Annotated in this window: 12 protein-coding genes and 5 tRNA genes; 6 read left to right on the top strand and 11 right to left on the bottom strand. The window is 66.3% G+C overall.

Annotated elements, in window-relative coordinates; genetic code table 11:
- Positions 1-80: 80 nt before the first annotated feature.
- Both HWW87_RS05750 and aceA read left to right on the top strand, forming a co-directional pair.
- Positions 81-1,622 carry a DEAD/DEAH box helicase gene (locus HWW87_RS05750; protein WP_175819571.1) on the top strand — a complete coding sequence of 514 codons (1,542 nt, stop codon included), beginning with the start codon at positions 81-83 and terminating at the stop codon, positions 1,620-1,622.
- A 380-nt stretch (positions 1,623-2,002) separates the two neighbouring features.
- Positions 2,003-3,310, top strand: coding sequence for an isocitrate lyase (gene aceA, locus HWW87_RS05745; protein ID WP_089467751.1), 1,308 nt, complete (start codon positions 2,003-2,005; stop codon positions 3,308-3,310).
- 211 nt (positions 3,311-3,521) lie between these two features.
- Here aceA and HWW87_RS05740 read toward each other — a convergent pair whose 3' ends face one another.
- Both HWW87_RS05740 and HWW87_RS05735 read right to left on the bottom strand, forming a co-directional pair.
- Positions 3,522-3,956, bottom strand: a complete 435-nt coding sequence (locus HWW87_RS05740; protein ID WP_050012929.1) for a universal stress protein — start codon at positions 3,954-3,956, stop codon at positions 3,522-3,524.
- A gap of 204 nt (positions 3,957-4,160) precedes the next feature.
- Positions 4,161-5,066 carry a LysR family transcriptional regulator gene (locus tag HWW87_RS05735; RefSeq protein WP_175819570.1) on the bottom strand — a complete coding sequence of 302 codons (906 nt, stop codon included), beginning with the start codon at positions 5,064-5,066 and terminating at the stop codon, positions 4,161-4,163.
- A 155-nt stretch (positions 5,067-5,221) separates the two neighbouring features.
- Between HWW87_RS05735 and HWW87_RS05730 the strand changes: the two genes are divergently transcribed.
- Entirely contained in the window at positions 5,222-5,983 is a 762-nt protein-coding gene (locus HWW87_RS05730) for a haloacid dehalogenase type II (protein ID WP_174434589.1), read from the top strand.
- A gap of 67 nt (positions 5,984-6,050) precedes the next feature.
- Positions 6,051-7,643, top strand: a complete 1,593-nt coding sequence (gene aceB / locus HWW87_RS05725) for a malate synthase A (RefSeq protein WP_175819569.1) — start codon at positions 6,051-6,053, stop codon at positions 7,641-7,643.
- 129 nt (positions 7,644-7,772) lie between these two features.
- On the opposite strand, the gene HWW87_RS05720 is transcribed toward aceB, so the two are convergent.
- On the bottom strand, positions 7,773-8,186 hold the full coding sequence (locus HWW87_RS05720; protein WP_174390225.1) for a gamma-glutamylcyclotransferase family protein: 414 nt from the start codon (positions 8,184-8,186) through the stop codon (positions 7,773-7,775).
- 258 nt (positions 8,187-8,444) lie between these two features.
- On the opposite strand from HWW87_RS05720, the gene HWW87_RS05715 reads away from it, so the two are divergent.
- Positions 8,445-9,326 (top strand): helix-turn-helix transcriptional regulator, encoded by an 882-nt coding sequence (locus HWW87_RS05715; protein WP_175819568.1) that lies wholly within the window; start codon positions 8,445-8,447, stop codon positions 9,324-9,326.
- Between the two features lie 17 nt (positions 9,327-9,343).
- On the opposite strand, the gene HWW87_RS05710 is transcribed toward HWW87_RS05715, so the two are convergent.
- The 7 genes from HWW87_RS05710 to gltX all read right to left on the bottom strand — a co-directional run bounded on the left by HWW87_RS05710 (position 9,344) and on the right by gltX (position 12,427).
- Positions 9,344-9,808, bottom strand: coding sequence for a GNAT family N-acetyltransferase (locus HWW87_RS05710; protein WP_174390223.1), 465 nt, complete (start codon positions 9,806-9,808; stop codon positions 9,344-9,346).
- A 350-nt stretch (positions 9,809-10,158) separates the two neighbouring features.
- Positions 10,159-10,235, bottom strand: a tRNA-Asp gene (locus HWW87_RS05705).
- A gap of 73 nt (positions 10,236-10,308) precedes the next feature.
- A tRNA-Glu gene (locus HWW87_RS05700) sits at positions 10,309-10,384 on the bottom strand.
- Between the two features lie 63 nt (positions 10,385-10,447).
- A tRNA-Asp gene (locus tag HWW87_RS05695) sits at positions 10,448-10,524 on the bottom strand.
- A 78-nt stretch (positions 10,525-10,602) separates the two neighbouring features.
- Positions 10,603-10,678: transfer RNA gene (locus HWW87_RS05690), tRNA-Glu, on the bottom strand.
- A 137-nt stretch (positions 10,679-10,815) separates the two neighbouring features.
- A tRNA-Ala gene (locus tag HWW87_RS05685) sits at positions 10,816-10,891 on the bottom strand.
- Positions 10,892-11,017: 126 nt separating this feature from the next.
- Positions 11,018-12,427 (bottom strand): glutamate--tRNA ligase, encoded by a 1,410-nt coding sequence (gltX, locus tag HWW87_RS05680; RefSeq protein ID WP_175819567.1) that lies wholly within the window; start codon positions 12,425-12,427, stop codon positions 11,018-11,020.
- Positions 12,428-12,706: 279 nt separating this feature from the next.
- On the opposite strand from gltX, the gene HWW87_RS05675 reads away from it, so the two are divergent.
- The gene (locus HWW87_RS05675) at positions 12,707-13,624 is read left to right on the top strand and encodes a patatin-like phospholipase family protein (RefSeq protein ID WP_175819566.1); all 918 of its coding nucleotides are present in this window, start codon (positions 12,707-12,709) and stop codon (positions 13,622-13,624) included.
- Positions 13,625-13,777: 153 nt separating this feature from the next.
- On the opposite strand, the gene HWW87_RS05670 is transcribed toward HWW87_RS05675, so the two are convergent.
- Entirely contained in the window at positions 13,778-14,449 is a 672-nt protein-coding gene (locus tag HWW87_RS05670; RefSeq protein WP_174390220.1) for a C40 family peptidase, read from the bottom strand.
- Positions 14,450-14,514 lie beyond the last annotated feature (65 nt).

The following is a 14,514-nucleotide window of genomic DNA, read 5'->3' as shown; positions in this document are numbered from 1 at the left end:
CCGATTTGCTCGCTGAATCCGACGACTTGGGTATGCGCGATTGGCGCCGACGTTTCACCCACTGTGTTTCAAGGATTGTTATGACTTCGAGCATCAACTCCAGCCCGCTCAACGCGATCGCCGACCAGGCGCTCGGTCTCGACGACGCCGCCGCACCGGCCGCGGTCGAACCGGCGTCGGACGAGCCGACTTTCGCGTCGCTCGGGTTGTCGCCGGAGATCGTCTCCGCGCTGGAGGCCGCCGGCTACGCCAAGCCGACCCCGGTCCAGCAGCGCGCGATTCCGGCCGGCATCGCCGGTCGGGACCTGCTGGTGTCGAGCCCGACCGGTTCGGGCAAGACCGCCGCATTCATGCTGCCCGCGATCGAACGTTTCGCGCAGCTCCAGAAGACGCAGGCGCAGCAACCGCGCGCGCCGCGTGAACCGAACCAGGGCGACCGCCGCGTGCGCCGCCCGCAACCCGTCGCCCGCCCGGGCCTGCTCGTGCTGACGCCGACCCGTGAACTCGCGATGCAGGTCACGACGGCCGCATCGACGTACGGCAAGCACCTGAAGCGCCTGCGCACGGTCAGCATCCTCGGCGGCGTCGCCTACGGCCAGCAGCTGATGCTGCTCGCGAAGAACCCGGAAATCCTGGTTGCCACGCCGGGCCGCCTGCTCGACCACCTCGAGCGTGGCCGCATCGACCTGTCGGAACTGAAGATGCTCGTGCTCGACGAAGCCGACCGCATGCTCGACATGGGCTTCATCGACGACATCGAGACGATCGTCGCCGCCACGCCCGCGTCGCGCCAGACGATGCTGTTCTCGGCCACGCTCGACGGCAAGATCGGTTCGCTGACGGGCCGCCTGCTGAAGGATCCGGAACGCATCGAAATCCAGCAGCGTCTCGAATCGCGCACGAACATCGCACAAACCGTGCATTACGTCGACGACCGGGACCACAAGGATCGCCTGCTCGATCACCTGCTGCGCGACGACGCGCTCGACCAGGCGATCATCTTCACGGCGACCAAGATCGACGCCGACCAGCTCGCCGGCCGTCTCGCCGACGCAGGCTTCGAATCGGCCGCGCTGCACGGCGACCTGCCGCAGGGCGCACGCAACCGCACGATCCGCGCGCTGCGCGAGCGTCGCGTGCGCGTGCTGGTCGCGACCGACGTCGCGGCACGCGGCATCGACATCCCGGGCATCACGCACGTGTTCAACTACGACCTGCCGAAGTTCGCGGAAGACTACGTGCACCGTATCGGCCGTACCGGCCGAGCAGGCCGTTCGGGCACCGCGGTGAGCCTCGTGCACCATGCCGAGCAAGGCGCGCTCAAGCGTATCGAGCGCTTCGTGCGCTCGCCGCTGCCGGTCAACGTGGTCGAAGGTTTCGAGCCGCGCAAGTCGGCCCCGCGTAACGGCGGCACCGGCGGCCGCGGCCGTCCGGGCGGCGGCAACGGCGGTGGTCGACGCTTCGGCGGCAAGCCGGGCGGCGGTAATAGCGGCAACGGCCGCAGCTACGGCGGCGGCAACGGCGGCGGCTGGAGCGGCAAGCCGGGCGGCAGCCGTGACGGCGGCCCGCGTCGCGATGGCCAGCGCAGCGCCGGCCCGCGTCGCAGCAATTCGGCGTCGTAAGCACGCCCGGGCGGCCCTCCGGCCGCCCCGCCCATCCGGCAGACCGGCGCACCCGCGCCGGTTTTTTTTCGTCCCGCACCAAATTTCACGATGCGGAAAATTTTTTTGCGTCGTAAAAAGTCATGCTGCGCGGCACAACCTTACAATTGCGAGATGGGAAAAATCGTTTCTCATTGCGAAACAAATAACTCAAGACATTGATTAATAACAATTAAAAAGTTTCAAACTTCCTGATGTCGCCCCTGTTTCACTCCGATCGGTTTGCCTAGACTCTTATACAAGACTTCACGAAACGGACTGCACCCCGTCCCGCGTCGAGAACAGCATCACTACCGTCCGATTCGCACCATTAGGCAACACACCGCATCAAGGAGCTCATCATGTCGCGTCAGCAACAGGCACAGGAACTGCAGCAGCAATGGGAAACCGATCCGCGCTGGAAGGGCATCAAGCGCAGCTACTTGGCTGAGGACGTGGTCCGCCTGCGCGGCTCGATCCCGATCGAGCACACGCTGGCCAAGCGCGGCGCGGAAAAACTGTGGAGCCTCATCAACAACGAGCCGTTCGTCAACGCACTCGGCGCGCTGACCGGCAACCAGGCGATGCAGCAGGTGAAGGCCGGCCTGAAGGCCATCTACCTGTCCGGCTGGCAAGTGGCCGGCGACGCGAACGTCGCGGGCGAAATGTACCCGGACCAGTCGCTGTACCCGGCGAACTCGGTGCCGCTCGTCGTAAAGCGCATCAACAACACGCTGACGCGCGCCGACCAAATCCAGTGGTCGGAAGGCAAGAACCCGGGCGACGAAGGCTACGTCGATTTCTTCGCGCCGATCGTCGCGGACGCCGAAGCCGGCTTCGGCGGCGTGCTGAACGCGTTCGAGCTGATGAAGGCAATGATCGAGGCCGGCGCCTCGGGCGTCCACTTCGAGGACCAGCTCGCGTCGGTGAAGAAGTGCGGCCACATGGGCGGCAAGGTGCTCGTGCCGACGCGCGAAGCCGTCGCGAAGCTGTCGGCCGCGCGTCTCGCGGCGGACGTGATGGGCACGCCGACCGTGCTGGTTGCCCGCACCGACGCGGAAGCGGCCGACCTGATCACGTCCGACGTCGACGACAACGACAAGCCGTTCCTGACGGGCGAGCGCACGGTGGAAGGCTTCTTCCGCACCAAGCCGGGCCTCGAACAGGCGATCTCGCGCGGCCTCGCGTACGCGCCGTACGCCGACCTGATCTGGTGCGAAACCGGCAAGCCCGATCTCGAGTACGCGAAGAAGTTCGCGGAAGCGATCCACAAGCAGTTCCCGGGCAAGCTGCTGTCGTACAACTGCTCGCCGTCGTTCAACTGGAAGAAGAACCTCGACGACGCGACGATCGCGAAGTTCCAGAAGGAGCTCGGCGCGATGGGCTACAAGTTCCAGTTCATCACGCTGGCCGGCTTCCATGCGCTGAACTACTCGATGTTCAACCTCGCGCACGGCTACGCCCGCACCCAGATGAGCGCGTTCGTCGAATTGCAGCAGGCCGAGTTCGCGGCCGCCGACAAGGGCTTCACGGCCGTCAAGCACCAGCGCGAGGTCGGCACCGGCTACTTCGACGCGGTGACGCAGACGGTCGAACGCGAAGCATCGACGACCGCGCTGCATGGCTCGACCGAAGACGAACAGTTCTTCGACGGCAAGAAGGTCGCATAACACGCGCAGGCGTTACGCCGAAGCCCGCCGCGTCTCGCGACGCCGCGGCATCGGCCACCGGAACAACAATCAGGGAGGAGACGGCAGGCGCGCGATGAACGTCGCGCGACCGGCCGCGCGGCCTGCGGGCCGCCAGCAACGACGCGCGCCGGCTTCGTCCGGCGCGCCCTTTTTCTGCGGCGCAGCCCGCCCGGCCGCGGCCGGCGCTGCCCTACCGATAGACGATCACCGGAATTTTCGTATGGGTCAGCACGCGCTGCGTCTCGCTGCCGATCAGCAGGCTGCCGAGCCCGCGGCGTCCGTGGGACGCCATGAAGATCACGTCGCAGCCGCCGCGCTCGGCCGCTTCGATGATGCCGAGATACGGCGACGGATGCACGCTCGTCCACGTGTCGCACGCGACCCCGGCCGCCTTCGCGGCCGCTTCCACCTCGTCGAGATGCGCGCGCGCCTCGCGCTCGCTGCGCGCGCGGAAATCGGCGGGCGGCTCGATGATCACTTCGGAAAACGGCGAGTACGGATACTGCGGCAGGCACGCATAGGCCGTGACCTGCGCGCCGACGGCGCGCGCCAGGTCGATCGCGCCGTCGATCGCCTTTTGCGACAGTTCGGAACCGTCGGTTGGAACCAGGATGTGCCGGAACATCGCGCCCTCCTGCGTCAGTCGCACCGCGCGCGCCGCGAACCCATGCGAGCCGGCTTCGGCGCGTCGCGCATGCCAGTCTCGATTGTAGTGCGCGAAATCGAGCGACCGGCATCGGCAGCGGGTTCGCCCTCATATCGGAAACGCGCGGGCCGCGACGGCCACGGCCCGCTACCGGCGCCGCCCCGCGCGCCGGGCGGGCGCGCCCTACTCGCCCCAATAACCGGGCCGCTCGTACGTGTGCTTCAGGTAATCGAGAAACAGGCGCACCCGCAGCGGCAGATGCCGGCGCTGCGGAAACACCGCGTGGATGCCGATCGGCGGCGCGGCGAACGCATCGAGCACGCTGACGAGCCGGCCGGCCGCGATGTCCTCGCCGACTTCCCACCACGAGCGCCACGCGAGGCCATAGCCGGCGAGGCACCACTCGTGCAGCACCGCGCCGTCCGAGCATTCCATCGTGCCGTTCACGCGGATCGACACCACCTTGTCGTCCTCCAGGAACGCCCAGCCGCGCTGCTGGTTCGCATTCGCCGCGAGCGCGAGGCAGTTGTGACGCGCGAGTTCCGCGAGCGTGGCCGGCGTGCCGCGCCGCGCGAGATACGCGGGGGACGCGACGCACACGCGGCGGTTCTCGCCGAGTTTCAGCGACACCAGCGACGAATCGGGCAGCTCGCCGAGCCGCACCGCGCAATCGAACCCTTCGTTGACGAGGTCGACCATCCGGTCGGACAGATCGAGCGTGACCGACACGTCCGGATGCGCGCCGCTGAATTCGGGCACGAGCGGCGCGACGTGCCGCCGGCCGAAGCCGGCCGGCGCGGAAATCCGCAGGTGGCCGCTCGCCTTCACGCCGCCGGCGGACACGCTCGCCTCCGCGTTCTGCATGTCGTTGATGATGCGCTGGCAATCCTCGAGGAACGCCGAACCTTCGAACGTCAGCGTGAGCTTGCGCGTCGTGCGCACCAGGAGCTTGACGCCGAGCCGCTCCTCGAGCGCGTCGAGGCGGCGGCCGATGATCGCCGGCGCGACGCCTTCCGCATGCGCGGCCGCCGACAGGCTGCCTTTTGCCGCGACCGCGGCGAACGTTTCGATCTGTTTGAACCGGTCCATAAGTCGGGAGGACGGCATCGCCGCCCTTCAAATAGCTTGAGCCGCTCGAGATTAGGTATATGAAAGTAAAAGATCAAGTGATGATTAGCGTCTTTTTTAGCACCTTCGATCACGAATAGAATCGACCCCGACCTCTGAAACTGGAGCGCAAGGCTATGTCGGCCACAACGACACTCTCCTCTCCCGACGCCATCCTCTTCGACGCATTCGGCACGTTGTTCGACGTGCATGCGGTCGTGGCCGCGGCAGAGCAGATGTTTCCCGGTCACGGGGACCGGTTGTCGCAGCTGTGGCGACGCAAGCAAATCGAATACTCGCAGTTGCGCACGCTCGCCGATCCGGCCGGCGCGCGCTATCGCCCGTTCCGCGACATCACGCTCGACGCGCTGCGGTTCGCTGCACGCGCGCTCGGCCTCGCGCTGAACAGCGCGGCCGAGAAGCGGCTGATGGACGAATATGCGTGCCTGTCGACCTATCCCGACACGGTGCCCGCGCTGCGCAAGCTGCGCGCGCTCGACCCGCGCCCGCCGCTCGCGATCCTGTCGAACGGCAATCCGCAGATGCTCGACATCGCGATCAAGAGCGCCGGCATGACCGGCCTGTTCGATCGCGTGCTGTCGGCCGACGCGGTGCGCGCGTACAAGCCGAGCCCGGCCGCCTACGCGCTCGGCACCGCCGCGTTCGGCGCGAATCCGCGCGACATCGTGTTCGTGTCGTCGAACGGCTGGGACGTCGCGGGCGCCACCTGGTTCGGCTACACGACGTTCTGGCTCAACCGCACGGGCGCGCCCGCCGAGGAACTCGGCGCGCCGCCCGACGGCACGGGCACCGGCATGGCCGACCTGCTCGCCTTCCTCGCCACCCCGGCTCCGTCCGGCAGACCCGCAAACCGCACGCGCCCCGGCCCGGGTGCATGACGCTCGCAGCGCTGCCGCCTTCCCCCTTCACTGAAACCGCAACTGACCGACCAAGGAGATGAGACTCATGAGCACCCCGATCACGCTGCCGCAAGGCATGACGATCACCGGCGAAATCAAGCCGGGTTACGAAGCCATCCTGACGCCCGACGCGCTGGCACTCGTCGCGGCGCTGCACCGCACGTTCGAATCGCGCCGCCAGGCGCTGCTGCAGGCGCGCGTCGAGCGCACGAAGCGCCTCGATGCAGGCGAGCGCCCCGACTTCCTGGCCGAGACGAAGGCGATCCGCGAAGGCGACTGGAAGGTCGCGCCGTTGCCGGCCGACCTGCAATGCCGCCGGGTCGAGATCACGGGCCCCGTCGAGCGCAAGATGATCATCAACGCGCTGAACTCGGGCGCCGATTCGTACATGACGGACTTCGAGGATTCGAACGCGCCGAGCTGGACCAACCAGATCGACGGCCAGATCAACCTGAAGGACGCGGTGCGCCGCACGATCTCGCTCGAGCAGAACGGCAAGTCGTACCGGCTGAACGACAAGGTCGCGACGCTGATCGTGCGTCCGCGCGGCTGGCACCTCGACGAGAAGCACGTGACGGTCGACGGCCAGCGCGTGTCCGGCGGCATCTTCGATTTCGCGCTGTTCCTGTTCCACAACGCGAAGGAACTGATCGCGCGCGGCTCGGGCCCGTACTTCTACCTGCCGAAGATGGAAAGCCATCTCGAGGCGCGCCTGTGGAACGACATCTTCGTCGCCGCGCAGGAAGCGGTCGGCGTGCCGCGCGGCACGATCCGCGCGACGGTGCTGATCGAGACGATCCTCGCCGCGTTCGAGATGGACGAGATCCTGTACGAACTGCGCGAACACAGCTCGGGCCTGAACGCCGGCCGCTGGGACTACATCTTCTCGGCGATCAAGAAGTTCAAGAACGACCGCGACTTCTGCCTGGCCGACCGTTCGAAGATCACGATGACGGTGCCGTTCATGCGTGCGTATGCGCTACTGCTGCTGAAGACCTGCCACAAGCGCAACGCGCCGGCGATCGGCGGGATGAGCGCGCTGATCCCGATCAAGAACGATCCGGAAGCGAACGACAAGGCGATGGGCGGCGTGCGCTCGGACAAGCAGCGCGACGCGACCGACGGCTACGACGGCGGCTGGGTCGCGCACCCGGGCCTCGTGCCGATCGCGATGGAAGAGTTCGTCAAGGTGCTCGGCGACAAGCCGAACCAGATCGCGAAGCAGCGCGACGACGTGCAGATCGAAGGCAGGAACCTGCTCGACTTCCAGCCCGAAGCGCCGATCACCGAAGCCGGCCTGCGCAACAACATCAACGTCGGGATCCACTACCTCGGCGCGTGGCTCGACGGCAACGGCTGTGTGCCGATCCACAACCTGATGGAAGATGCGGCGACGGCCGAGATTTCCCGCTCGCAGGTGTGGCAATGGATCCGCTCGCCGAAGGGCGTGCTCGACGACGGCCGCAAGGTCACGGCCGAACTCGTGCGTGAATACACGAAGGCCGAGCTCGACAACGTGAAGCGCTCGGTCGGCGGCAACACGCAGCCGTACGAACGCGCCGCGGCGATCTTCGAGCAGATGTCGACGTCGGAAGGCTTCACCGAATTCCTGACGCTGCCGCTGTACGAGGAAATCTGACGACGCTGTCTGCTGCGATCGCCGGCTGGCCACGCCGTGCCGGCGGTCGCATGCGATGACGGCATGAAAAAAGCGCCCCGCGGGGCGCTTTCTCTTTGCGGCGAATGCAGCCGCCGCCCGCAGGCACGCTCAGGCGGCTTCCTGCTCGCGCCGGTGCTGAACCCAGTCGCCCGACGCGATGCGCGGGCGCCCGGCCGCCGCATGCGCGGCCACCGGATAATACAGGCACGCATACTGCCGGCCGCCGAGCTCGACGGTCACCTCTTCCGGCTTGAACAGCGAGTCGACGCCCGGATAGACGCGCTCGATCTCGTCGAGCACCGGAACGAGTTGCTCGTCGACCTCGTAGACGTCGCCCCAGACCAGCGACTTGCCGGCCGGCCCGGCGATCATGCCCGGATACGTGCCGAAATCGACCAGTTCGCCCGGCAGCGCGGCGGCGCCCAGCAGCGTCGGCGCGGCGATTCCGTGGCGGGCGGCCGCATGGCCGATGTCGTTGGCCTGTCCGGCTCTCAAGGTGCCATAGACGAATACGTGGCGCATCGTGGTTCTCCTCTTCGATTCGTGTGTTGCCGTGTTCGCGTGCGATCGGTGCGCGATGGGCGTGCAATTGCGCACGCATCGATAGACCGCGATACCGGCCTGATGGTTCGAACCGTCGGCGCGGGCAGCCGCCCCGGATTCGCCGGTGCCCACACAAAGTTCATTTGAACCCGGCATGATGGCCCGAAAAACCGCCGCATGCGCAAGCGCGGCGCCTTCTAAAATAACGGCATCGCCGCCGCGCCGCCCGAACCGTTCATGAATTCGCCCGCCCAAGCCGACGTATCGAACCCGTACGACGTCATCGACATCCCGCCGGAATTCGCGCCGACCGCCGTCCATCCGATGCGCGTGCGTGCACGGCAGGTCGATGCCGGCCGCCGCATTCCGCTGCACACGCATGCGTGGGCGCAGCTCGCGTACGCGTCGCGCGGCGTGCTGCGCGTCGCGACGACCGGCACGACCTGGATGGTGCCGCCGTCCCGTGCGATCTGGGTGCCGCCGCACGTATCGCACGAAGTCGTGATCGTCGAAGAGGCCTATCTGCGCACGCTGTATATCGACGAGTCGATCGTGCCTGGCGGGCTCGATGCGTGTCGCGTCGTCGAGGTGACGGGACTGCTGCGCGAACTGATCGTCGCACTCGACGCGCGCGACCTGAGCGCCGCGCGCGAGCGCCTGCTGTGCGGGCTCGTGCTCGACGAGCTGAGTCATGCCGAACCGTTGCCGCTCGCGGTACCGATGCCCGACGAAAAACGGCTGCGCCTGCTGTGCGAAGCGGTACTCGCGCACCCCGCGCATGCGGAGTCGCTCGAGCACTGGGCGAGCGAGGTCGGCGCGAGCACGCGCACGATATCGCGGCTCTTCAAGCAGGAACTGGGCGTGAGCTTTTCGCAGTGGCGCCAACAGGCGCTGCTTGCGCGGGCGATCCCGCTTCTGAACCAGGGGCGCCCGCTGTCGCATATCGCGCGTGAGCTCGGCTACCAGAGCCAGAGCGCGTTCTCGGCCATGTTCCGCCGCGCATTCGGCGAAAGCCCGCGCGCGTTCATGCTGCGCGGCTACGAGCATCGAGGCCCGGAAGGCGGCATCGCGGACAATGAAACGCTGGACGACGACGGCGCGATCGACACGGCCCGCTGATCGCTCGCGCCGGACCGTCAGACCGGCCGCACCATGTGCCGGATCGAGCCGAGTTGCGCGAGCCGCGGCCCGGTGACCTGGTAACCCATGCGCAGGTACAAACGCGCGGCAGGATTGTCGACGAACACGCGCAACTGCAGTTCGTGCAGCCCGCGCGCACGCGCCCAGCGATGCGACATCTCGAGCATGTAGCTGCCGGCGCCCTGCCCGCGATGGCCGGCCGCGATCTGCACGTCGCGGATATGCAGCGAATCGCCCTCCTCGGTCACGCGCAGCACGCCGATGCGCTCGCCGTCGGCCTCGAGGATGAAGTTCTCCGATTCGCGCCAGCTCGCATAGAACAGGTCGCTGCGCCACACGAGCCCATGGCGCTTGTAGTAGCCGCCCATGTTGCCGTGCGTCAACGCTTCGGCATACGGAAAATCGCCGGGCTCCGCGGGCCGGAGCTGATACAGGAGTCGCAGGTCGGTCGGATCGAGCATCGTGCAGGAGTCAGAAACGCATCCCGCCACGATAGCGTAGTCGCGTGCGGATGCAATCGCGAATTTCTCGTAGGGGCGCGACATCCGATGCAGCACGCGATATGGGCGGAAGGCGCACCCGGAAGTGCCAATGAAAAAACCCGCACGAGGCGGGCTTCTTCATTTTCTGGCGGAGCGGACGGGACTCGCCTACCTCCCGCAGGCCGCGGCTGCGCTTGCAAGCGCAGCCCTTCGAGTCCCGCCGGAAGCCGCGCAGGCGGCTTCCTCCACTCCGCAATCACGTGCCCGCAAGCGGGCACAACGAGCGATACCAATGAAAAAGCCCGCACAAGGCGGGCTTCTTCATTTTCTGGCGGAGCGGACGGGACTCGAACCCGCGACCCCCGGCGTGACAGGCCGGTATTCTAACCGACTGAACTACCGCTCCAGTCTTGCTGCTTGCCTGGCAGGCGTCGGTTACTTCCTGCCGGCGCGTCGTTTGTTCGAACGACGCCGAAATCTGGCGTCCCCTAGGGGATTCGAACCCCTGTACTCACCGTGAAAGGGTGATGTCCTAGGCCTCTAGACGAAGGGGACAACGTACTGCTTACATCTTTAATACAAAAGCCCGCTCAAAAACGTCTTGAACGGGCTTCGTTCTGGCGGAGCGGACGGGACTCGAACCCGCGACCCCCGGCGTGACAGGCCGGTATTCTAACCGACTGAACTACCGCTCCAGCTTTCTTACCCAACCTGCAGGACGTCGGTTACGTTCCTGCAAGCCTTGCGACACTTCTGCGAAACGCCGCTGAATCTGGCGTCCCCTAGGGGATTCGAACCCCTGTACTCACCGTGAAAGGGTGATGTCCTAGGCCTCTAGACGAAGGGGACAAAATCTTTTCAGATTTGTCTGACTTTCGCTATTTACTTCCGGTCAACAGCGAAGGCCAAAATTCTAACTGCTTTGAATCATTTTGTGAAGCATTTATTACTACCGCTGCTTCGCAAATCAATCCTGCTTGTTCTGTTGGTGGAGGTAAGCGGGATCGAACCGCTGACCTCTTGCATGCCATGCAAGCGCTCTCCCAGCTGAGCTATACCCCCTTGCAGAACAGAAATGAGATTATATGGACCGATTCTGAACTTGTAAATACCCTTTTTACGATTCACACGAAATTTTTTGCGAAGCCGCCGCGCACTCACGCGCGGACAGCTTCGCGCGCACGAACGTCAGGCCACCGCGGCCTCGATGCGCGACACCACGACGTCGCGACCGAACAGCACGAGCACCGCGTCGATCGACGGCGTGTGCGTGGTGCCCGCCACCAGCAGACGCACCGGCATCGCGAGCTGCGGCATCTTCAGCTTGTGCGTGGCGAGCGTCGCCTTCAACGCGGCGGACACCGCTTCCTTCGTCCAGTCGGCCGCCTTCAGCGCGGCGACGAGATCGGCCAGCGCCGGGCGCACCACATCGGTCACGTGCTGCGCGAGCGCATCGGCGTCGGGCGCCGGCACGCGGTAGAACATCGTCGCGCCTTCCGCGATCTCCTTGACCGTCGTCGCACGATCCTTCATCAGGCCGACCACCGCGTCGAGCGCGGGGCCCGTCGCGATCGCCGCGTCGTCGATGCCGAGCGCCGCGAGGAACGGTTTCGCGAGTTCGGCGAGGCGCGCGTTGTCGGCTTCCTTGATGTAATGCGCGTTCAGCCAGCTCAGCTTGCTGTGGTCGTACTGCGCGGGCGACTTGCCGAGATGCTCGAGATCGAACCATTCGACGAACTGCTCGCGCGAGAAGATCTCGGCGTCGCCGTGCGACCAGCCCAGACGCGCGAGATAGTTGACGACGGCCTCCGGCAGGAAGCCCGCGTCGCGGTACGCCATCACGCTCATCGCGCCATGCCGCTTGCTCATCTTCTCGCCCTGCTCGTTCAGCACGGTCGGCAGGTGCGCATAGACGGGCGGCTCGCCGCCGAGCGCATTCAGGATGTTGATCTGGCGCGGCGTGTTGTTCACGTGGTCGTCGCCACGGATCACGTGCGTGATGCCCATGTCCATGTCGTCCACCACCACGCAGAAATTGTAGATCGGCGTGCCGTCCGGGCGCGCGATCACGAGGTCGTCGAGTTCCTCGTTCGAGATCTCGACACGCCCCTTCACCGCGTCGTCCCACACGACCGTGCCCGTCAGCGGATTGCGGAAGCGCAGCACCGGCTTCACGCCGGCCGGCGGCTCCGGCAGCACCTTGCCGGGCTCCGGACGCCACGTGCCGTCGTAGCGCGGCTTCAGGCCGGCTTCGCGCTGGCGTTCGCGCAGCGCGTCGAGTTCCTCGGCCGACATGTAGCACGGGTACGCGAGGCCCTTCTCGAGCATCTGCGCGAGCACTTCGCGATAGCGGTCCATCCGCTGCATCTGGTAGATCGGGCCTTCGTCGAAATCCAGCCCGAGCCATTGCATCCCCTCGAGGATCGCATCGACCGCTTCCTGCGACGAGCGCTCGACGTCGGTATCCTCGATGCGCAGCACGAACGTGCCTTTCATCTTGCGGGCGAACGCCCACGGATAAAGCGCGGAGCGGATGTTGCCGAGGTGGATGAAGCCGGTGGGACTCGGCGCGAAGCGGGTACGGACAGGACGGGTCATAAACGGTAACTCGAACGCCTGGGGCGCATGAATGATTCGACGCGGGACGACGACGGCAGCCCGGACAGCAACGGAGCCGGCGACGCCCGGAACGGGAAAGAAGCCGGAATTATACTCGCGCCGGACATCGCGCCAAGCGCACCGCTTGCTTTATGATGTGCGCGCCGCGGCCGCCAGCCGGCGCGGCGCCGGCCGCACGGAACCCGCTGCGCGGCCGCTCGGAACCTATCGCCGCCGCGGGCCGTGTAACCCGCCGCCAAGCCGCCGGAGAACCATTCGATGTCGTCCCCTCGCCTGTCGCGCCGCCACTTCACGATCGCGTGCGCGTCCGCCAGCCTCGCCGCCTGTACGTCCTTCGGCGACAAGTCCCGCCCCGGCACGGCCCTGCCGCAGGAGAAGCCCGTCAAGATCGGCATCGCGCTCGGCGGCGGCGCCGCGCGCGGCTTCTCGCATATCGGCGTGCTGAAGGCGCTCGAGGCGCGCGGCATTCCGATCGAGATCGTCGCCGGGACGAGCGCGGGCTCGGTGGTCGGCGCGCTCTACGCGTCCGGCATGAGCGCGCTGCAGATCAACAAGATCGCGCTCGACATGGACCAGGCATCGATCAGCGACTGGGCGCTGCCGTTTCGCTCGCGCGGCCTGCTGCAAGGCGTCGCGCTGCAGAACTTCCTGAACAAGACGCTCAACAACCGGCCGATCGAGAAGATGGCGAAGCCGCTCGGCATCGTCGCGACGGACCTGCAAAGCGGCCAGCCGATCCTGTTCCAGCAAGGCAATACCGGGCTCGCGGTACGCGCATCGTGCAGCGTGCCGTCGGTGTTCGAGCCGGTGAAGATCGGCAATCGCGAATATGTGGACGGCGGCCTGGTGAGCCCGGTGCCGGCGTCGTTCGCGCGCAAGATGGGCGCGAGCTTCGTGATCGCGGTCGACATCTCGGCCCGGCCGGACGGCGCGGCGACCAACAACCCGATCGAGATGCTGCTGCAGACCTTCACGATCATGGGCCAGACGATCAAGACCTACGAGCTCGACAAGTATGCGGACGTCGCGATTCGCCCGAACCTCGCGGCGATGGGTGGCAGCGACTTCAACCAGCGCAACGCGGCGATCCTCGCGGGCGAGGAAGCGGTCGCGCGCATCATGCCGGAACTGCAGCGCAAGCTTGCGGCGGCACGCGGCGTGGCTACGACCGCGTAAGCCGCGAGGTGCGGGAGGCTGCGGCACACGCCGCCTCCCGGTGGCCGACGGAACGACTTCCGCCTCGTCGGCCGCGCCGGCCCCAAAACAAAAAACCCTGCCGCCTTTCGGTGACAGGGTTTTTTATCGTCCGGCCCAACCGGCCGGCAACCGTCAGTTGTTGCCGTTCGCCGAATCGTCGCCGATCGTCGCGCGCACACGCCGCAGGTCTTCGGGCTTCATCGGGAATTCCGATTCGATCCGGCGCGCGCCGGTGAAACGCTTTTCCCAGTAGCCGCTGTCGAGATCGTCGACGCGGACGGTGCTGCCCGTCGACGGCGAATGCACGAACTTGTTGTCGCCGATGTAGATGCCGACGTGCGAGAACGTGCGGCGCATCGTGTTGAAGAACACGAGATCGCCCGGCTTCAGGTTGCTCATGCTCACCTTCTCGCCGACGCGGCTCATTTCTTCCGCGCGACGCGGCAGCGACATGCCGAGCGTGTCCTGGAACACGTAGCGCACGAAGCCGCTGCAGTCGAGGCCCGAATCCGGCGAGTTGCCGCCCCAGCGATACCGCACGCCGATCATGTTCAGCGCGCCGACCACCACGTCGCCTGCCTTGCCCGCCATGCCGGCAAGGAACGACTTCGCACCGCCGCTCGACGGCTGCGCGCTGGTCTGCTGGAGGGAGGCACCCGACCCGATCTGAGTCGAATTGGTGACATTCTGGTTAAAACTGCTGACTTCGTCGGCGAACGCGCCGGGAGCTGCTGCGAACAGGGCGCCGATGAAGAGCCCGGCGATGGTGCGCGCGCATGCCTGGGTCAGGGATCGATGCTGCATTGGTCGATGGAATTTGCTTAAAAATCAGCTGATTGGCGGAAAATTTCGGTCGATACTAGCCAGCG

This window comes from Burkholderia sp. BCC0419, from assembly GCF_902830285.1.
GTDB lineage: Bacteria > Pseudomonadota > Gammaproteobacteria > Burkholderiales > Burkholderiaceae > Burkholderia.
This window is presented reverse-complemented; position numbering and strand designations above follow the sequence as displayed.

Excerpts from the sequence above, each read along its gene's own strand:
- HWW87_RS05720 (WP_174390225.1), bottom strand. The coding sequence starts at position 8,186 with ATGCGCCACGTATTCGTCTATGGCACCTTGAGAGCCGGACAGGCCAAC.
- HWW87_RS05710 (WP_174390223.1), bottom strand. The coding sequence starts at position 9,808 with ATGCTCGATCCGACCGACCTGCGACTCCTGTATCAGCTCCGGCCCGCG.
- HWW87_RS05730 (WP_174434589.1), top strand. The coding sequence starts at position 5,222 with ATGTCGGCCACAACGACACTCTCCTCTCCCGACGCCATCCTCTTCGAC.
- HWW87_RS05675 (WP_175819566.1), top strand. The coding sequence starts at position 12,707 with ATGTCGTCCCCTCGCCTGTCGCGCCGCCACTTCACGATCGCGTGCGCG.
- HWW87_RS05735 (WP_175819570.1), bottom strand. The coding sequence starts at position 5,066 with ATGGACCGGTTCAAACAGATCGAAACGTTCGCCGCGGTCGCGGCAAAA.
- HWW87_RS05750 (WP_175819571.1), top strand. The coding sequence starts at position 81 with ATGACTTCGAGCATCAACTCCAGCCCGCTCAACGCGATCGCCGACCAG.
- HWW87_RS05670 (WP_174390220.1), bottom strand. The coding sequence starts at position 14,449 with ATGCAGCATCGATCCCTGACCCAGGCATGCGCGCGCACCATCGCCGGG.
- gltX (WP_175819567.1), bottom strand. The coding sequence starts at position 12,427 with ATGACCCGTCCTGTCCGTACCCGCTTCGCGCCGAGTCCCACCGGCTTC.
- aceA (WP_089467751.1), top strand. The coding sequence starts at position 2,003 with ATGTCGCGTCAGCAACAGGCACAGGAACTGCAGCAGCAATGGGAAACC.
- aceB (WP_175819569.1), top strand. The coding sequence starts at position 6,051 with ATGAGCACCCCGATCACGCTGCCGCAAGGCATGACGATCACCGGCGAA.
- HWW87_RS05740 (WP_050012929.1), bottom strand. The coding sequence starts at position 3,956 with ATGTTCCGGCACATCCTGGTTCCAACCGACGGTTCCGAACTGTCGCAA.
- HWW87_RS05715 (WP_175819568.1), top strand. The coding sequence starts at position 8,445 with ATGAATTCGCCCGCCCAAGCCGACGTATCGAACCCGTACGACGTCATC.